This window comes from Myxococcus virescens, assembly GCF_900101905.1.
Taxonomy (GTDB): domain Bacteria; phylum Myxococcota; class Myxococcia; order Myxococcales; family Myxococcaceae; genus Myxococcus; species Myxococcus virescens.
In genome coordinates this window covers 79,692-98,701 of the sequence record NZ_FNAJ01000005.1, presented here as the reverse complement: position 1 = coordinate 98,701, position 19,010 = coordinate 79,692, and the positions used below count along the sequence as shown (strand labels likewise).

Genomic DNA, 19,010 nt, shown 5'->3' with positions numbered 1-19,010 from the left:
AATCGTGATTGGCAGTGGTTTCGGTGGATTGGCCGCGGCCATCCGGCTGGCGGCGCGTGGGTGGCGCGTCACGGTGCTCGAGCGGATGGACAGCCCGGGCGGGCGGGCGAACGCCTTCCAGCAGGACGGCTTCACGTTCGACGCGGGCCCCACGGTGATCACGTGTCCGCACCTGCTGGAAGAGCTGTGGGCGCTGGCGGGGCAACGCATGGCGGACCACGTGGAGCTCCGGCCCGTGGCGCCGCTGTACCGGATGCGGTTCCCGGATGGCTCCACGTTCGATTACCACACGGACCGCGAGGCGATGCGCCAGTCCGTGCGGCGACTGTCTCCGCGGGATGAGGCGGGATTCCTGGCGCTCTGCGCCCGCGTGGAGCGGATGTACGAGGCGGGCATTGGGCCCCTGATGAGCACGCCGGTGCCGGACGTGCTGAGCCTGGCGCCCTTCACCCCCGCGCTGGTGCGTGACGAGGCGTTTCGGTCCATGTTCGGCCTGGTGTCGAAGCACATCCGGGACGAGCGCTTGCAGCAGGCGTTGAGCTTCCATCCGCTGCTGATTGGCGGCAGTCCCTTCGCGACAGCGAGCGCGGTGTACACCTCGATTCAATTCGTGGAGCGGCGCTGGGGGGCGTTCTTTCCGGTGGGTGGAACTGGCGCGCTGGTGCGCGGCCTGGTGGCGCTATTGGAGTCCCTGGGCGGCGAGGTCCGTTACGGCAGCGAGGTGACTGAGATTGCATTGGAGGGGCGGAAGGCGACGGGCGTGAGGCTCGGGGACGGGACAGGGCTGGCGGCGGACGTGGTGGTGTCGAACGCGGACGCGGCGTGGACGTACCGGTACCTGGTGCCAGGGCATGTCCGGAAGCACTGGACGGACGAGCGCATCAACCGGGCTCGGTACTCGATGAGCGCGTTCCTCTGGTACTTCGGGACGCGGCGTCAGTACCCGGAGGTCGCGCACCACACGCTGCTGTTCGGCAAGGACTTCCGGGGGATGTTCTCAGGGCTGGAAGGCCCTGGACAGCCGTCAGCGGACCCCTTGCTCTATCTACACAGGCCCACAGCGACAGACGCGGCGCTGGCTCCGTCAGGCCATGATGCTTTCTATGTCCTGGCGCCGGTGCCGCACCTGGGGAGAGGGGCGGAATGGAAGCAGCGGGCCGAGGCTTTCCGACGAGAGTTGGAGGATCGGCTGTCGCGGACCGTCTTGCCAGGGCTGGGTTCGGAATTGATGACGTCTCGGATGGCGACGCCGGAGTATTTCCGAGACGAACTGCGATCCTTTAAAGGGGCCGCGTTCAGCTTCGCGCCGACGCTTTGGCAGACCACGTTCCTTCGGGCACAGGCCCGGAGCGAGGACGTTGACCGCCTCTACATGGTTGGCGCAGGAACGCACCCTGGAGCGGGCCTCCCCGCCGTGCTGTGCTCTGCCAAGATCGTGGACACAGTCATTCCGCTGGCGTAGCGCCTTTTGCAAGAATCGCGGAACCCAGAGGTGATGTCAGAATTGCCTCAAGAGGTTCAGCCAATAGCGGCTCAATCCGCCGCCACTGTGCGGCTTTCCATCTGCTTTTGATGAGTGCTATGGACGAACAAAACTGCGAATGCTAGAAGCTCGCGAATTCAGGGGGACGGGTGTCAACCCAGTCGTCGTTCGAGCACAGGACGAACTTTCCGAGGCCATACATCTTATGCGATCACTGCTTCACGACATCGCTCATATCGAATTCTGGGTAGAGGACGCGCGGGTGGTCGCTGAATGCTATCAGCGAGTTTTCGGGTTTGATGCCATCGCGGAGGCAGGACCGGAAACGGGCCTTGCCGGGCATCGCTCCATCGTGCTGGCGCAAGGCGATGCCACGTTCGTTGTCACCTCGTCTGTGGATGGCAGCGGCCCCGTCGCGGAGTTCACGCGGCAGCATGGCGATGGCGTCCGCGATGTCGCATTCGCTGTCGATGATGCAACGCAGGCGTTCAACGAAGCGGTTGCGCTGGGGGCCACGCCCGTCGAAGCGTCCGCCGTGGCGGGCCTCACCAAGGCTGGACGTACGATTCGTGGCTTCGGGGACGTCGTTCACTCCTTTGTCGAGAGCCGGTCGCTCCCCGATTTCTTCCGGCCGCTTTCGGCGACCTCGCGTGCCACGTCAGACGTCGGTATTCGCTCGCTGGATCACGTCGCCGTGTGCCTGCCCACCGGAGAGCTCGATACCGTTGCTGAGTTCTACAAGCGCGTGCTCGGCTTCGAAGATGGACACGCGGAGTACGTCGAGACCGAGCTGAGCGGGATGAACGCCCGGGTTGTTCAGCGAGGCCCTATCCGGTTCCCGCTGCAGGAGCCGCTGGCGCAGAACCCGACTGGACCCATCGCTGAGTTCCTCACGCTCAACCGCGGGGCCGGTGTCTATCATCTCGGGCTCCTCACTGACGATATCTGCCGCACCCTCCATGGTTTGAGAGGCAAGGTGAAGGCGCTCGACGTGCCAGACACGTATTATGAGCAGCTGCCCAACCGCGTCGCTGCCCTCGACGTGCCCATGGCGGACCTGCGCGAGTTCAAGGTCCTCGTCGATCCAGGGCCGGGTGGAATCCTGCTGCAGACGTTTACGCGCTCGCTGCACCCGCGGCAGACGTTCTTCATCGAGATCATCCAGCGCAAGGGCGCCGTGACCGGCTTCGGCAGTGGCAACATCCGCGCGCTCTTCGACGCCGTGGAGGCAGACCGTATCGCGCTCGCCGCGAACACCGCGAGAGGGTAGGGGGCGCCGCGCTTCCAGCGGGCGCGTCAAGGGAGGGACGAGGCATGTTCGAGCACAACGTGGGTGCTGAATCCAATCCGGTCAATCTGGCGGAATACGCCCGTCTCGCCAGGAAACGCGCTGAACCTTCCGCCTGGGACTTCATCGCCGGAGGCAGTGACGACGAGCGCACCCTGGCAGCGAATCGCGCTGCCTTCGAGCGTTGGACGCTTCGGCCGCGAATCCTCTCTGGACGCGATACGGTAGACGTCTCCGTGCCTCTCTTCGGCAGGACGCTCGCGTCTCCGCTCCTGGTGGCGCCCATTGGCTATCAGGGCCTCGCTCATCCCGCGGCCGAGGTCGCTACTGTGCAAGGGGCTGGCGCGGCGCACACCGCGATGGTCGTCAGCACCATGTCCAACCGCACCCTCGAGGACCTCGCGAGGGCGGCGAGCGCGCCCCTCTGGTTTCAGCTCTACTGTCTGAAGGATCCGGAGCTGACCTTGTCACTGGTTCGCCGTGCGGAGTCCGCTGGATACGAGGCGCTGGTGATTACCGTTGACATGCCGCGCATGGGCCGCCGCGAGCGCGACCTGCGCAACGGCTTCGCGCTGCCCGCGCATCTGCGGCCCAGCAACCTGCTCATGGAGGCCTCGCCGGAGCTGCACCGCTCCCAGCAGGGCACCTCCGGCGTCGCGCTGCACGTCGGCCAGCTCTTCGACGCAGCATTGAGCTGGAGCACCGTGGAGCGCCTGAAGCAGCAGACGGCATTGCCCGTTCTGCTGAAAGGCGTCCTCACGCGAGAGGATGCTCAACGAGCCGCCTCCGTGGGAATCGATGGGATCATCGTTTCGAACCACGGTGGCCGGCAGCTCGACGGTGCACCCGCCAGCCTGGATGTCCTTCCAGAGGTCGTCGAAGGTGCGGGGGGGCGTTGCCGCATCCTGCTGGATGGTGGCATCCGCCGCGGTACGGATGTGCTGAAGGCTCGCGCGCTCGGCGCCGATGCCGTCCTCATCGGTCGGCCCATCATGTGGGGTTTGATCGCGCGCGGTGCCGAAGGGGTAACCGACGTGCTGCGCCTGCTCCGCGCCGAGCTTGAACAGGCGTTGGCACTCTGTGGCCAGTCGCGCTGGACAGAGATTGACCGCTCGCTGGTCGCCTTGGCACCGCCTTGCGGTGGCGGGTGGAGCGCGCCCGAGGAGGGCTTGTGACCGGGCTCGAAGAGGCGGGCTTGCGGTATGTGACGCAGCAGGAGGTCGCGCGAGTCTCCGACCTGCGGACCTTCGTGGCCGAGCTCCGCGCCGCCTACGCCGAACCCCAGGACCTCGAGGCCCCCCCGCGCTCACTCATCCTGCGCGAGGACCCGTTCCGTGCGTTCGTCGCGATGCCGATCTACAGCGGAAAGCACCGGCTGTTCATCACCAAGGTCGGGGCCGTGGTGCCGCAGGCGCTCTCGCAGCACCCGAGCGTTCATGCGCTCGTGGTGGTGTTCTCGGCACACACCGGGGCGCCGCTGGCCATTCTGGACGGCATGGCCATTACGAACCTCAAGTGCGCCGCGGTGTCCGCCCTGGTGACGGACATCTGCGCCCACGAGCAGGCGGAGGTGCTCGCCATCATCGGCAGCGGCGTGCAGGCACGTGAGCAACTCCGCGGTGTTGGCGCCGTGCGGAAGCTCGGTGAGGTTCGCGTGTACTCACGCAACCCGAACAATGTCCGTGAGTTCATCCGTCGCAACGAAGCGCTCGCGGGCGGTGCTCGGTGGGTCGCCTGCAATTCAGCGGACGAGGCGGTGGCGCCGGCGGACATCGTGAGCACCACGACGACCTCGACCGCTCCGGTGGTTTCGAGCGCAGCGCTGCGGCGAAAGCGCCTCCACATCAATTGCATGGGAGCGCATACCCCTCGCTCGCGTGAGCTCCCGGTGGATGTCCTGGAGACATCCAGGCTCATCGTGGAGGACGTGGAGATGGCGGTGGCTGAGGCAGGAGAGGTCCACCGCCACGCGACACCGCTCGCCAGGCTGGTGCACCTCGACGCCAGCGAATTGCGCGAGGTTCGAACCGCGTTCTGCTCCACGGGACATGCATTTCTGGATCTTCTCGCCTCAATGCATGTGCTCGAACGCTCAGACTTGCGAGCCGAACTGACGCGCACCGAGTGACGGGCCTGCCTCCATTCACAGCACGCGTATCGAGGTCGAAAGGGACGAAGCCGCCATGGGGAAGTACCACAACATCAGCAAGATGATCACCGCGAGCGAGAGCAGTTGGCGCGAAGGCGCCGAGCGCGGGCTCATGCACATCCGTACCGGCAAGACGGACACCAGCAAGCTGCAGACCGCTGACGGCCACCAGTTCGTCAACATGGTCTCATGTTCGTACCTCGGGCTGAACAGGCACCCCAAGATCCTCGAAGGGGCGAAGCAGGCCATCGAGCGGGAGGGCGTGCTGAATCATGCCGTTTCGAGGGTGCGGATTGCGCCTGCGTTGCTCGGCGAGGCCGAAGAGGCGCTGGCCACGCTCTTCGAGAGCAAGGCCTACCTCACGCCGTCATGTTTCTACGCTTCAGCGACGGCGTTGCCGTTGCTGTCGTCCGGTCACCTGACGGGCGGCGTCAAGCCCGTCATGGTATTCGACAAGAACTGTCACTTCTCGATGAATATCATGAAGGCCGTTTGTGGGGACGAGACGGAGGTTGTCACCATCCCCCACAATGACATGAACGCGCTCGAGGATGCGTGCAAGACGCACCCCGCCGTGGTCTATGTCTGTGACGGCGCGTACAGTACCGGCGGAGCCGCTCCCGTCCGCGACCTCCTCCAGTTGCAGGACCGGTACGGGCTGTTCCTCTACGTGGATGATTCGCACTCCGTCTCGGTATGCGGTAGGCGCGGTCAGGGAATGTTCCGCCCCCAGATCGGCGATCTGGGCGAGCGCACCATGATTGCAGCTTCACTTGCCAAATCGTTCGGCACTGTGGGGGGCGTGCTCCTGTTCGGGACCCAGCGGCAGCGCGAGCTCATCGACTACTCCGCGGGACCTCTCGGGTGGAGCCAGCAGGTGAACGTTCCCGCCATGGGGGCGGCCAAGGCGACCGCGGAGCTTCACATGACGGAGGAGGTTGCCGCGCTCCAGGAGAAGATGCGCTCGAACATGGCCTACCTGGATTCGCTGATCCCCACGCCCTACGCGAACGACGGGTTGCCCATCCGGGTCATCGAGATCGGCGAGTCGGAGCATGCGCTCGAGGTCTCTCAGCGCGTGTATCGCCGGGGCTTCTATACCTCCGCCGTCTTCTTCCCGATCGTCGCGCGCGGCCGCGCTGGACTGCGCATCATGGGGCGGGCGGACATGGAGAAAGCGGACCTGCTCGCCTTCTGTGACGCGGTGAAGGAAAGCGTCGCCGAGGTGAAGGCGGCCGCGTAGGGTGTCGCGGCGGAAGGCGCTCGCTCGTGGTGAGCGCCTTCCTGACGACGGGTTACTTCTTGGCGACGTAGTCCCGGCTCGGAATCAGAATCGACCGCTCGAAGGTGACGACAGTCACATCCTTCTGATTCTTTCCGCGCGTCTCCACCACGACGATGCCCTGGCCAGGCCTCGAGTTGGAGTTGCGCCGCGACAGCACCTCCGATTCGGCGTAGAGGGTATCTCCGACGAACACCGGTTCGGGGAACCGGACCTTGTCCCAGCCCAGGTGGCAAATCGCCTTCTGGCTGACGGTGCTGACCGTCATCCCGTTCACGATGTTGAACGTCACGAGCCCTCCCACCAGGAGGCGGCCGAACTCGGTCTCCGCTGCGTAGTGCTCGTTGATGTGGATGGGGTGCTGATTCATGTTGATCAGCGACTGCCAGATGTTGTCAGTGGCCGTGATGGTCCGGCCAGGCCGATGCTCGAAGATGAGCCCCGGCTCGAGGTCCTCCAGATAGAGTCCCTTGTCCTCGCGGTACCGTCGCTCGCCAACCTGGATGTATGCTGATTTCTGCATGTGTTCGCTTCTCCCGTGTGGGCTATCAGCCAATTCGAGCGGATGGGTCCCGCCCGCGCTCTTCCGTTCCGCCGGGTGACCCGGATGCTTGCTGAGACGTGTAATAGTCCAACATCAGCCGCGCCTTGGCGACGAAGGGCGGGGCGATGACCGAGCCATCGACGATGGCGAAGCCGTTGGCCGCGGCTTCGTAGCTGCTGATCGTCCGCTGGTATGTCTCGAGCTCGGCGGAGGGCACCGAATAGACCTTCTTCACGATCGGCACCTGGTTGGGGTGAATGATGGCTTTTGCCATGAAGCCTTCATTCTTCGAATCGCGACACGCGGCTTCGAAGCGGGCCATGTCCTCCACCTCTTCGAAGAGCTTCGTGTCGACGGGTGGGATCCCATATCGCGCACAGGCGACGCAGAACCGCCCCCGGGCCTGCGCGAGGTACGCCTCGTTGGGGCGGTACATGGTGGCGGTGATGTCCGCCTGCCCGAACAGGAGCAGATCGCTCACGGAGGCGATACGCTCGATGTCGTCCATGCCTTCGGGCGTTTCGACGATGGGGAAGAGCTTGACGCCTTTCAGCTTCTCCATCACCGACCTGCAGAGCACCACTTCGTGGTGAGAGCGGACCTTCGGGATCTGCAGGTACTCGATGGGAAGGCGGCCCTCCTCATGACCTCGACAAACGGCATCGAGGTCCCGGATGCCATCCAGGGAGGCGAGGTGGTTGATCCGGACTCCGAAGCGGCGACCCCGCTGGGTCAGTGCCCTCAAGTCGAGCTCGGCCAGCCTTTGCCTTGCCTTGGCCTTTGAGGCCGCATGGACGGCGTCCTCGAGATCGATCATCACGACGTCACTGCCAAAGCCCGGATCGTCCCGGGTGGGGTCGAACCGGAGTACGGAGGTATACAGAAAGCAGATGGTCACGCTGGGCTCCTGCTCAATCAACTCGCGATGAGCCCGCCGTCCACCGGCAGGGCCACGCCTGTAACAAACGAAGACTCGGGAGTGCTCAACCAGGCAACGGTGTCGGCGACTTCACGGGGCTCACAGAGCCGGCCCAGAGGGTTCTTCTCACCGACCGCGGCGAGTTTCTCATCGCCAAGGACATCGATTGCCATCTGGGTCCTCACCAGCCCAGGGCAAACCGCATTGATGCGGATCCGATGCGGCGCATACTCGATGGCCGCGCTCTTGGTGAGCCCGATGAGGCCATGCTTGCTCGCGGTGTACGCACCGCCACCGCTGTAGCTCGCCTTCAGTCCCGCGAGCGAAGCCACGTTGATGATCGCGCAGTTCGGATGGCCCATCATCAACGCAAGCTCCGCCTTCATGCACAGGTAGACGCTGGTGAGATTGAGGTTGATGACCTCATCCCAGATGTCATCTGGATACTGGAGGAGGGGAGTGAAGGAGGCACCATCGGTTCCCGCGTTGTTCACGGCGACCGTGAGGCGACGATAACGCTCGGTGACCCGGGCGAACAACGCCTGTATCCCCTCCCGTTTGGACACATCCGCACTGATGAAGTCGCACGCCCAGCTCCGCGCCGCGAAGTTCTCGCGAACCCGCTCGCCTTTTTCGGCGTCACGACCGACGACGACGACCTGTGCACCTCCTCGCGCGAAGACTTCGGCACATGCCAATCCGATGCCCGCCGTGCCGCCCGTGACGAGCACGATGGCCCCCTGGAACCTGGTTGATGCATTCATTCGCGTTGAGGGAATCACCTGGTGTGGGATTGAGAGAACCGTTCGCTGTATTGGCCGCTGTCTACGCGCGCCCCCGTCGGTCGATGACGCGCTGAAGCTTCCCCAGGCCTCCGCTGACCTCGATCATCGGCGACGCCAACTCAATCTTGAACCGCGAGACTGCTCCAGAGCGTTCCATGGCGGCGAAGGCGGGCACGCGCATCCGAACCCTCTCTTCCACGGCGCGAACATCGGCGCTGGCTCCCGTTGTGCGCGGCGCGTGAGAGATGCGCATCGTGACGACTTCCGCCCCCTCGCGGGTTTCCTGGACCAACTGAACCGACAAGACCAGGATCTCTGGAATGGAGCCGCTCAGCGTCAAACCGAGGTCGTCCACGTCTATGGTCTGGCCGCCGATGTCGTAGAGGCGAGGCTGGGCTCGTCCCAGCAGACGGAACTTGCGCCCTGGCCCTGGAGGTCCAGCCCAGACCCCCCGATCCCCCGTGGGGTAGCGAATGGCCGGCATGAGGGACTTGGTCAGGCTGGTCGCGATGACCGTCCCCGGTTGGCCCTCCTCTTCGATGGGGTTGCCCGATGCGTCGACGATCTCGAGCAGCGCGCACTCATCGTAAACGCGCATCTCCTGCGGACCGCAGGACTCATCCCAGAGCCCCAGGATTCCGGCTTCGTGCGTGGCGTAGACGCTGCCACAGATCCTGGCGTTCGGGTACACCCGGCCGAAGTATGCGAGCTGGTCGTCGGAGATGATCTCGCCTCCGCAGAGCAGCCGGCTGACGTAATCCGGGGTCTTCGAGCGCCCGGCGATCTCCGTGCCGATGTTCAGCAGCGGCACCACCATGCCGATCGCTGCTTCCGGCCGGAACATGTCGAATGCATCTGCGATGAAATCAACCGTCGTGTTGCTGGACATTGCCAGCTCCAAGCAACGGATGGGCGAAACCTGGAGTGCATCGTGGACGAAGAGGTGCGAGGTGTACAAACGCACCGCGGTCGCCAGGTTCGCCACGCGCTGACCCGGTTTGATGACCCCGCTCATCCAGAACATGCGGCCGACCAGCTCAATCGTCGTCCGCCACTCCTCCCGGGTATAGGGAATGACCTTGGGGCTCCCTGTCGTACCCGTGGTCGAGCCGATGAGTCCGTCGAAGACGGTGTCAGTATAGACCTGGCTTCCGTTGAAGTCATTGACAGCCCAGAAGTCCTCCAGGTCGATGATGGGGAGATCCCGCAGCCTCCAGCCACTCCTGGGAAGGTCACGGTAGAGCTTCCGGTAGTAGGGTGACCGCTCTCGTGCCAGGGCGACGAGTGTCTCCAGTGTAAACACTTGCATGGCTGATACCGTTCCGCGGAGTAGAGGTGGATGCCCCTGACGACAGCAAGAGCCGCTCTGTGATGTCAGGGCGCTTCAAACGGATGCTTGACCGAGGTGTGAAATGTCATCTCGCTGGAGGATTCTGACTGCCCCGGGATTCTCGAAGTGAGCTCAACGAGAAGATCGGCGCCCGAATCCTTCTTGAGCAGCGTCTCGAGACGCTCGTCCACTGTGTGTCCCGCCTCAATGAGCCTCTGCAAGGCCGACGTGAGGTCCCTCCAGATCGCGGGCAGGTAGAGGGCGCCTGCCAGATTGGACCCGAAGATGCTGTGCATCGTAACGACCTGCTCGAACGCAGGGTGGCTCGCGACCGTCTTCTCTCCAGAGAGATAGACGGCGCAGCTGTGCGCAAGCATCGCCACCGTCAGCAACAGGTTGCCGTGGAACAACCCCGGATCGGTGATGTCGGACATGCGCTTGATGGAGTCGATGTCCACGAAGCCGCCATCCACGCAGACATTCTGATCGGAGAGGCAGCACCCCTGGCGCTGGTTGTCGAGCGTGCACGGGAAGTAGCCCGCGACCATCAGCCTGGCGGCGAGCTCCACCCAGCTCCGCACCCGTTCCGCTCTGCCCGCCGCGTCGGGATACGCGCTTGTCTTCTCGTGGCGGAGATGCCTGACACGGATGGGTGACCGTGGGAAGTAGTACACGAGCACGCCCAGCGAGTCCTGGAGCTGCTCAGCGACCTCTGCGCCCGTGTCGGAGAGGACCTTCTGAAGCTCGTCCTCATATGCGCGCTGGTGCTCCACGGGCCACCTGAAGACGCCCAGGGGCACCGGGATGGGGGCCTGCTCTTCAAAGGTGGTCCAGAGCGCTTGATTCAGGGCGAGCGCCTTCCTTGCATCGAGGAGGGCTTCACGGAGACGGACCGCGATCGGAAGCTTGTACTCCTGGTACATGAAGAGCTCGATGCGGTTCACATAGGGTCGCCCGGCGGTCATCGTTTGCAGGGCAAGCCGCATGTCCCGTGCGGCCGTCTCGGTACCCTTGAGCGCGATGACACCCTGGTCGAATCCATGGCCGTCGACGCAGCGGTACATTGCGCGAACGTGGAACCGCGGCTTGACGAATGGCGGGGCGTGAAAAGGTGCGACGATGTCAGCAGTCGGGATGCGGCCCGTGCTCATCCAGTCGCCTGCGATCGCCTGGACCTGGCTGGGCAGTCGACTCCACAGGGCTGGATCGGCCTCCGCGAGCGAGAACTCCAGAGGCATGTTCTGAAAGGTCACGGTCATTCGTCTATCCGGTTCCCAGGCTGGGCAATGCGGCGCTCGCGACGCTTCCGCGGGTGGTGAGCACCACCTGTCGGTTCGCGTTGCGCCGTTCAGGGCGATTGCAGCAATGGCGAGAGACGGCGCGTCTTCAGAAGAAGATGCTGAGATTCTGGGAGTCGAGACTGACCTGGTCCAAATAGATATGCCGACGGCTCACTTGCCAGGAGTCATCGAGCTTCCTGAGGCAGTCCTCCCGACGGCCGAACCACGAATCCTCATCGTTCGCCAGGCGCGAGCGGTAGACGTGGAAGTTGCTCGAGACCTCGAGCTCTCCCTCGCCGCTTCTCCCGGTGATGCGGACGTTGCTCACCAGATGGCGAGTTCGAGACGGCGGGTCCTCGGCCCAGGAGAACCCGGTGTCGAGCTTCTTCACGCGCGCGGTCATCGTCTGCTTGTCATCGTCGAAGTAGGCGGCCTCGCCGGGCTTGGAGAATTCAAGGTGCATGTCGGCGCGGGTTCGGGTCGAACGAACCGGCATCCAGTACTCCAGGTCCTTCGTGAGGAGCGCCAGCCACTCGTTGAACCGGCGCTCATCCAGCAGCGCCGCCTCCATGTAGTAGAACTGCTCGATTTCATGCTGGAGCAGCATCGCCTCGAGGTGGGGCGACATCAGAGGACTCCCTCCGGCCGTGAATGCTCCTGCCTCAGGTGTTTCCAACTGGGGGCGTCCATGAATTCTGCCCAGGCGCGATACATCCACAGTTGCGCATGCTCGTTCATGACGCTGTCGATGCGCGGAGGTGAATTCCCGTCGTTCACGACCTGTCCGTGCCCGAGGCCCATTCCGTAATGGAGCGGGTACGCCTGCGAGAACGCGCCGCTGGCGGCAGAGGTGCACTGTTCGAAGTTCTCGCCGTCGTCCTGCTCGAACATTCCTCCCGGCCCGAAATGGCGGTTGGAGGCTCGGATCTGCATCCGTTGGATCTCGGGATCGGCGTTCTTGTCGACGAGAATCGTCCTCCAGGTCTCTGTTTTCGTCGGACTGATGGGATTGCGAACCATCAGGTCACGCGACCCTGTGTTGACGAACAGGTTCGGGAAGACGTTTTGATTGGCGCGATGGACGTTCTGGCGGAAGGGCCCCAGCTTCCGTTGGACGTCAGGATTGCGGCGCCAGGCTGCCAGGGGCGAGCCCATGTCGACATTCTCGGCGAGCCAGTCCGCGTTGTAGCCATGGCCGTATCCAGTCACCATGGTGAAACCCCGGTGCTTGCCAATCGCGAGCTCATCGTTTGTCACCCCGTCTCCTTCGGGGTGGCCCGCGAGAACCGCTGAACGGTGCGTCCACAAGGCGTGGTACGTGTCTCCCGCTCCATTGTCCGCGGCCAGCTTCCAATTACAGGCCATTGACCATCGGATCGTGCCTGGTACTGCAACGAGATCGCCCTGGTCGAGTAGCAAATCCAGGCCCCAGCGCATGTCGCCCAGATACTCCTCGAGGGGAGGGGCTTCGGGATCGAAGGTCCCGAAGATGAGCCCCTTATAGCTTGCGACCTGCGCAACGGGGGCCAGACCCCATTGGGAACGGTCGAGATCGCCGTGATAGAGCTCCTTCGCGCCGGGCACGCCCACCAGCTTCCCCGCCAGGTCGTAGGACCACCCGTGATAGGGGCAGACGAACGTGCTGGCATTGCCGCGATCGGCGCGACAGACGCGGTTGCCCCGGTGACGGCATGAGTTCAGGAAGGCCCGGATCTTCCCGTCCCGCCCCATGCACACGAGCACCGATTCGGTGCCCATGAAAACATTCACATAATCGCCTTTGGCGGGGACCTGGCTCTCATGCGCGAGGTAGAGCCAGCAACGGCCAAATATCTGGCGCAATTCGTCGCGGAACACCTCTTCGTCTACGAAGATTTCGCGACGAACGAGGCCCTTCTGGGTGTCCACGAGCTGCGAGTATCGGCCGGGCACGGATGCATGCATGGGGCCCCCCTCGGACGCACGACTCTTCATTGTCAGTCCTGATGTGTGCCACGCCAGTCGCACCGCCCATGCGGTGATGGCCACCTGAAGAAGGCTGCTGAACGTCGAAGCCTTGCAGGCCCCCCATCAATCGCTACCTGAGGAGAACGCATCAGGCCTGAAGAGCCCCTCCCGGAAGGTCTCCCATTGCTAGCATCGCCTTTGGTGTCCTGTCACGCGGGAATTACGATTGAACCCGTGATGGATGGAATCCAGGCTTACGAGAGAGTTACGTCATTTGTCGTTCGGATCGGAGCGGGTCCGGGGAGCTCGAGCACCGGCTCGCTCGTGGAGCGGGCCACCCGAAGCGCCGCTCCACCGCCTGCTGACTGGGCATGCCCGTTGTGGTAACTGGCGCCATGTCCACAGAACGGCCGAAGTACGACCCGGCGAACATCGAACCCCTCTGGCAGGCCCGTTGGGAAGAGCAGCGCCTCTTCGAGGCGCGCAGGCACCCCGGCAAACCGAAGGCATACATCCTCGACATGTTCCCTTACCCCTCGGGGGCCGGGCTGCACGTCGGGCACCCGGAGGGCTACACGGCCACGGACATCATCTCGCGATACTTGCGGATGCGGGGATATGACGTCCTTCATCCCATGGGATGGGACGCGTTCGGCCTGCCCGCGGAGCAGCACGCGCTCGAAACGGGAACCCGCCCGGCGGATACCACCGCGAAGAACATCGCGACGTTCAAGCGGCAGCTCAAGTCTCTCGGGTTCTCGTACGACTGGTCTCGCGAGCTCTCCACGACAGACACGGAGTACGTGCGTTGGACCCAGTGGCTCTTCCTCAAGCTCTTCGAGCGCGGGCTGGCCTATCAGGCCGAGCTCCCGGTGAACTGGTGCGCGGCGCTCGGCACGGTGCTCGCCAACGAGGAGGTCATTGACGGGAAAAGCGAGCGGGGCAGTCACCCGGTGGTGCGGCTGCCGCTGCGGCAGTGGACGCTTCGCATCACGGCGTATGCCGATCGGCTCGCCGAGGACCTCTCGGGGCTGGATTGGCCCGAGACGCGGGAGAAGCAGCTCCACTGGATCGGGCGCAGCGAGGGCGCTGAAGTCGATTTCCTCATCGAGGGCAGCGCGGACCGCCTCCGCATCTTCACCACCCGTCCGGACACGCTCTTCGGCGCGACGTACATGGTCGTTGCACCCGAGCACCCGCTGCTGGAGCGGTTCGCCACGGCGGAGCGGCGCGCCGAGGTTCTGGCCTACCGAGAGGCGACTGCGAGCCGAAGCGAGTTGGACCGCACCGCGCTCACGAAAGCCAAGACCGGCGTGTTCACCGGCTCCTACGCGCTGCACCCGCTCACGGGAGCGCGCCTCCCCATCTGGGTCGCGGACTTCGTGCTCGGCTCTTATGGGACGGGCGCCATCATGGCCGTGCCCGGACATGACGCGCGTGACTTCGAGTTCGCACGTGCCCTCGGCTTGCCCGTCGTCGAGGTGGTTTCGGCCGACGGCGCCCTGAACGAGACCGGCACGTGGACGGAGGCATTCGTGGGGGACGGCGTCGCGGTGCGCTCGCGTTTCCTCGATGGACTGCGGACGCCCGAGGCCAAGGCGGCCATGCTCGCCCACCTCGAGCGCGAGGGACTGGGCGCACGGCGCGTCCAGTACCGCTTGAGGGATTGGGTGTTCTCGCGCCAGCGCTATTGGGGAGAGCCGATCCCCATCTATTTCCCGGTCGAGCTCGCGGAGGGCTCATCGGACCCGCGGGTTCATCCCCACACCATTCGCTACGATCAGCCTCTGCCCGTGTCCGAGGACGAGCTGCCGGTGCGGCTCCCCGAGCTCGAGGACTTCAAGCCCAGCGAGGACCCGGCGGGCCCGCTGGCCCGCGCCTTGGATTGGCGTTTCTTCCAGCGCGATGGAAAGTGGTACGCGCGAGAGACCAACACCATGCCTCAATGGGCGGGCTCGTGCTGGTACTACCTGCGCTTCACTGACCCGAAGAACACCCAGGCCATCTTCTCGCAGGAGGCGTACGACGCCTGGATGCCGGTGGACCTGTATGTCGGCGGTTCGGAGCACGCGGTGCTGCACCTGCTCTACGCCCGGTTCTGGCACAAGGTGCTGTTCGACTGCGGCCTCGTCACGCACGCCGAGCCGTTCAAGAAGCTCGTCCACCAGGGAATGATCCTCGGTGAGAACAACGAGAAGATGTCCAAGTCGCGCGGCAACGTGGTGAACCCGGACGACATTGTCCGGCAGTTCGGTGCGGATGCCCTGCGCATGTACGAGATGTTCATGGGGCCGCTGGAGGCGGTGAAGCCGTGGCAGACCAACGGCGTCATCGGCGTGCGGCGCTTCCTTGACCGCGTGTGGAACATGCTCGCGTTCGTGACGGAGGACGCGGGGGGGGCGCCGGCGGAGCTGACCGAGGACGTGCGGCGGCTGCTGCACAAGACGGTGAAGAAGGTGGGGGAGGACATCGAAGCGCTGCGCTTCAACACGGCCGTGAGCGCGATGATGATCCTCGCCAACGCGCTGGCCGAGCTCCCGCGCGTGCCGCTCGAGGCGGCCAGGGTCTTTGCGCGGATTCTCTCCCCATTCGCGCCTCACCTCTCGGAGGAACTCTGGCACCGCTGGGGCGCAAGCGAGTCCATTTCCCTCCAGCCGTGGCCTGAATACGACCCCGCGTTGACCGTGGACGAGCTCGTCGAAATGGCCATCCAGGTCAACGGCAAGGTCCGCGGGAAGCTGCGCCTGAAGCGAGACGCCACGGAGGCGGAGGCGCGTGAGGCCGTCCACCGAGAGCCGGAGCTCATCCCGCATCTCGCCGGGAAGACCGAGCGCCGGTTCGTCTACGTGCCAGGGCGAATCATCAACATCGTCGTTGGCTGATGAGGCCCTACGGGGGGGCGGGATGAGCGGCGAACGGAGGGGAGCGCCCCGAACAGGGGCCCCTTCCGGGCGCCGCGAAGTGCGCCGCTATCAGTCTCACGCTGCTCCGGAATGACTTACGCAGTGCCGCGGCCTGATGGCCGAGGGGAACACAGGCGCCCGGGACTTCCGCGGGCCCTGTTCCTTCGGAATCGACTTTCATCAGGTCCCTGGGGAGGGGTTCATGTGTGGAGTTTTCGGTGCTGTAGACGCACGGGTTGATCGGCTGGCGCTCGGTCGCGCATGCAAGGTGTTGGAGCACCGTGGGCCGGATGGTCAGGGTGCTTTTCTAGACGATGAGACCGGCGTGGGCCTGGCGCACAGCCGTCTGTCCATCATCGACCTGGAGAACGGCGTTCAGCCCTTGTTCGACTCGGCCGGCGAATGCGTCCTCGTCTGTAATGGCGAGGTCTATGACTTTGAAAGGCAACGGCAAGAGCTCGAGGCGGAGGGCTTCCAGTTCAAGACCCGCAGCGACTCCGAAGTCATCCTGGGGCTCTACCAAAAGCACGGCCTGGAGCTGTTCCAGCACCTGCGGGGAGAGTTTGCCTTTCTTCTCTTCGACAAGAAGCGAAGACGGCTGATTGCTTGCAGGGACCGGTTTGGCATCAAGCCGCTTTTTGTTGCGAACACCGACGACGGCGGCTGGGTCTTCGCCTCTGAAATCAAAGCGATCCTGGCCTCTGGTCTCAAAGAGGCCAGGATGCAGTTCGTCCTGCCGTTTGGCGAACGGAACGAGAACGAGACCCTGTTCCGGGGCATTTACGATCTGCCGCCTGGCACGGCGCTCGTCGTGGACCTGGTTGAGCCCGCGCCTCGTTTGCTGACCTACTGGAGGCCGGACTTCCCCAAGGGAGATGGTGGCGGGGCAGCCAAGGACTTTTCGCAATGGAAGGCAGAAACCGACGCGGCTCTGACGGAAGCCATCCGGTTGCGTCTCCGGGCTGACGTGCCAGTGGGGGTCTACCTGAGCGGGGGAATCGACTCGGCGCTCGTCGCGGCCAAGGTCCGTCGTCTCGGGAATCAGCCACCGCTCGCTTTCACCGTGTCCTTCGCGGACATGCCCAGATTCAACGAGCGCTCGAACGCCGAGCGCATTGCCGAGCACATCGGGGTGGAACATCATGTGCTCGACGTCGAAACCAACGACCTCTGGGAGAATCTCGAGGCCTGTCTCTGGCACAGCGAGGACATCATCTTCGACTTCGCACCGGTTGCGAAGTTCCTGCTCTCCGACTTCGCGAAGAAGCACGTCAGCGTCGTCTTGACCGGGGAGGGGGCGGACGAGGTGTTCCTCGGCTACAAGATGTTCCGGGACAAGCTCCATGGCTACCAGAGGCCGGTGTTCATCCGCGCTGCGAGCCGCGTTCGCGAATGGTTCGTTCTCCGGTACTGGAAGTTCCTCTACGCGATCGTCAGGGTGCTGACCTTCCGCAAGGAGTTTCGTGCGCCATCGCGCAGCGAGCCGCTGGCGACGCTCTTGCCCAGGCAGCCCTTGGATCAGTCACAGCTCGAGGGGCGCCACCCGCTCCTGAAGGACCAGTATCGGCGCATGAAAGACCATCTCCGGAAGGCGATCCTGGTCTGCTTCGGCGATCGCATGGAGATGGCCCATTCCATCGAAGGGCGGGTTCCATTCCTGGATCACCACCTGTTCGAGCTCGCGCGCGACATCCCCATCGATTTCAAGATCCATCAAGGGAAGGAGAAGTACATCCTTCGGGAGATCGCCGCGGACCTCGTGCCCGAAGAGGTTCAGGCGCGGGAGAAATGGCCGTTCAGCACGACGGTTCCAACCTTCAATCGTGAGGCGTATCCAGCCTGTGATCGGCTGTGCGACACCTATCTGACGCCGAGCGCCGTGCGAGAGGCTGGCATTCTGAAGTGGCCCATGATTGCCTTCGCCAGGTTTCTCCGTCGATTTGAGAGGTTTCGCGTCATCGCGGACAGGTTTCTGCTCGTCGCCTGTAGCCTGCAGATCCTTCATCACCTCTTCATCTCACGTGGCGCTGAGTCCTTGGGGGGACACCTCCCTGGCAAGATGCCTTCGAAATCTGCGGGCCTGCAGATGCGTGAGGACAGGCTGGCGACGGGCGACGTGGCGACAGGGACGTAACCCACCCTTCATCGGTCATTCCTTCGCCGTCTTCTCGCGAACTCGCCGTCCACTCACCAGAAGCAGGGAACTGTGACTCGCATACGCACCGCAATCATTGGATATGGCAACCTGGGTCAATACCTGGTCGACGCGATCCAGGGGGACCCTGCCGTTTCGGCGCAGTTCGAGCTGATCGCCGTCTGGAACAGGACGACTGACAAGCTTGCATCCCTGCAGCCCGAGTCGCTGCGGTACAGCGGGGATCTGCTGCATCTTTTCGAAAAGTATGACGGCATGATCGACCTTGTCATCGAAGTGTGCCATCCGGAGATCGTCGCGCGGTTTGGTGCCTTTTTCCTACGGCACTGCGACCTGATCGTCGGTAGCCCGACCGCATTCGCGGATGCTTCCGTCGAGCAACGTATCCGCAGCGCACTGGCAGAAGCGCCCGCGAAAGGCACGCGTCATGAGTGCTACCTGCCAGCGGGAGCGCTGTGGGGGGTTGAAGACATCGCCAAGCTGGGCCAACAGGGCGACAGCATCCGCGCGCTGAGCGTCACCATGAAGAAACACCCAAGCGCGTTCAAGCTGAAGGAGCCTCTTCGCAGCAGACTCATCGAATACGAACAGAGTGACTCTCAGGATGAGTTCGTCATTTTCGATGGCAGCGTGCGCGAGCTGGCGCCGCTCGCGCCGAGCAATGTCAACACGATGGCCTGCGCGGCGCTCGCTTCGGGTCCGTCCTTTGGTTTCGACAAGACCCGGGGGAAGATCATCGCAGACAAGCGTTTGGAGTCTCACGTGGTGGAGGTTGAGCTGGAAGGGAGGGGCGGATTCACGCTGAAGACCACACGAACGAATCCGGCCAGACCCGGAGCGGTGACGGGCAGCGCGACCTTTGCCTCGTTCCTGGCTTCGCTCCAGCGCAGCACTGGCCACGGGGGCGGCTTCTTCTTCGTGTGAAGGTCGCGTTGTCAGGATGGC

At 64.0% G+C, this 19,010-nt stretch carries 15 protein-coding genes; 8 read left to right on the top strand and 7 right to left on the bottom strand.

The genetic code is table 11. The features are described from left to right. Nucleotides 1-4 precede the first annotated feature (4 nt). The 5 genes from crtI (at nucleotide 5) to BLU09_RS16510 (ending at nucleotide 6,163) form a co-directional block, all read left to right on the top strand. Entirely contained in the window at nucleotides 5-1,462 is a 1,458-nt protein-coding gene (crtI, locus tag BLU09_RS16530) for a phytoene desaturase family protein (RefSeq protein ID WP_244171777.1), read from the top strand. 226 nt (nucleotides 1,463-1,688) lie between these two features. After that, nucleotides 1,689-2,753 carry a 4-hydroxyphenylpyruvate dioxygenase gene (gene hppD, locus BLU09_RS16525; protein ID WP_167371099.1) on the top strand — a complete coding sequence of 355 codons (1,065 nt, stop codon included), beginning with the start codon at nucleotides 1,689-1,691 and terminating at the stop codon, nucleotides 2,751-2,753. Nucleotides 2,754-2,797: 44 nt separating this feature from the next. Next, nucleotides 2,798-3,946 (top strand): alpha-hydroxy acid oxidase, encoded by a 1,149-nt coding sequence (locus tag BLU09_RS16520; RefSeq protein WP_090490511.1) that lies wholly within the window; start codon nucleotides 2,798-2,800, stop codon nucleotides 3,944-3,946. Then, on the top strand, nucleotides 3,943-4,899 hold the full coding sequence (locus BLU09_RS16515) for an ornithine cyclodeaminase family protein (protein WP_167371098.1): 957 nt from the start codon (nucleotides 3,943-3,945) through the stop codon (nucleotides 4,897-4,899). Before BLU09_RS16520 ends, BLU09_RS16515 begins: the two co-directional genes overlap by 4 nt. A gap of 55 nt (nucleotides 4,900-4,954) precedes the next feature. Beyond that, a complete protein-coding gene (locus BLU09_RS16510; protein ID WP_090490509.1) occupies nucleotides 4,955-6,163 on the top strand; it encodes an aminotransferase class I/II-fold pyridoxal phosphate-dependent enzyme in 1,209 nt (402 codons plus the stop codon). Nucleotides 6,164-6,215: 52 nt separating this feature from the next. On the opposite strand, the gene BLU09_RS16505 is transcribed toward BLU09_RS16510, so the two are convergent. The 7 genes from BLU09_RS16505 to BLU09_RS16475 all read right to left on the bottom strand — a co-directional run bounded on the left by BLU09_RS16505 (nucleotide 6,216) and on the right by BLU09_RS16475 (nucleotide 13,004). Beyond that, nucleotides 6,216-6,725 carry a MaoC family dehydratase gene (locus BLU09_RS16505; RefSeq protein ID WP_090490508.1) on the bottom strand — a complete coding sequence of 170 codons (510 nt, stop codon included), beginning with the start codon at nucleotides 6,723-6,725 and terminating at the stop codon, nucleotides 6,216-6,218. 25 nt (nucleotides 6,726-6,750) lie between these two features. Then, nucleotides 6,751-7,644, bottom strand: a complete 894-nt coding sequence (locus BLU09_RS16500) for an HpcH/HpaI aldolase/citrate lyase family protein (RefSeq protein ID WP_143043143.1) — start codon at nucleotides 7,642-7,644, stop codon at nucleotides 6,751-6,753. A 17-nt stretch (nucleotides 7,645-7,661) separates the two neighbouring features. Continuing rightward, on the bottom strand, nucleotides 7,662-8,429 hold the full coding sequence (locus tag BLU09_RS16495; RefSeq protein ID WP_090490506.1) for an SDR family NAD(P)-dependent oxidoreductase: 768 nt from the start codon (nucleotides 8,427-8,429) through the stop codon (nucleotides 7,662-7,664). A gap of 61 nt (nucleotides 8,430-8,490) precedes the next feature. After that, nucleotides 8,491-9,759 (bottom strand): phenylacetate--CoA ligase family protein, encoded by a 1,269-nt coding sequence (locus BLU09_RS16490; protein WP_090490505.1) that lies wholly within the window; start codon nucleotides 9,757-9,759, stop codon nucleotides 8,491-8,493. A 65-nt stretch (nucleotides 9,760-9,824) separates the two neighbouring features. Further along, a complete protein-coding gene (locus tag BLU09_RS16485) occupies nucleotides 9,825-11,039 on the bottom strand; it encodes a hypothetical protein (protein WP_090490504.1) in 1,215 nt (404 codons plus the stop codon). Nucleotides 11,040-11,166: 127 nt separating this feature from the next. Next, entirely contained in the window at nucleotides 11,167-11,688 is a 522-nt protein-coding gene (locus BLU09_RS16480) for a 3-phenylpropionate/cinnamic acid dioxygenase subunit beta (protein ID WP_090490503.1), read from the bottom strand. Beyond that, a complete protein-coding gene (locus BLU09_RS16475) occupies nucleotides 11,688-13,004 on the bottom strand; it encodes an aromatic ring-hydroxylating oxygenase subunit alpha (protein ID WP_167371097.1) in 1,317 nt (438 codons plus the stop codon). Before BLU09_RS16475 ends, BLU09_RS16480 begins: the two co-directional genes overlap by 1 nt. Before the next feature lie 398 nt (nucleotides 13,005-13,402). Between BLU09_RS16475 and leuS the strand changes: the two genes are divergently transcribed. The 3 genes from leuS (at nucleotide 13,403) to BLU09_RS16460 (ending at nucleotide 18,989) form a co-directional block, all read left to right on the top strand. After that, a complete protein-coding gene (gene leuS / locus BLU09_RS16470; RefSeq protein WP_090490501.1) occupies nucleotides 13,403-15,889 on the top strand; it encodes a leucine--tRNA ligase in 2,487 nt (828 codons plus the stop codon). A 136-nt stretch (nucleotides 15,890-16,025) separates the two neighbouring features. Beyond that, nucleotides 16,026-18,044 (top strand): asparagine synthase (glutamine-hydrolyzing), encoded by a 2,019-nt coding sequence (gene asnB, locus BLU09_RS16465; RefSeq protein ID WP_090490500.1) that lies wholly within the window; start codon nucleotides 16,026-16,028, stop codon nucleotides 18,042-18,044. Nucleotides 18,045-18,116: 72 nt separating this feature from the next. Further along, nucleotides 18,117-18,989 carry an aspartate dehydrogenase domain-containing protein gene (locus tag BLU09_RS16460; protein WP_090490499.1) on the top strand — a complete coding sequence of 291 codons (873 nt, stop codon included), beginning with the start codon at nucleotides 18,117-18,119 and terminating at the stop codon, nucleotides 18,987-18,989. Nucleotides 18,990-19,010 lie beyond the last annotated feature (21 nt).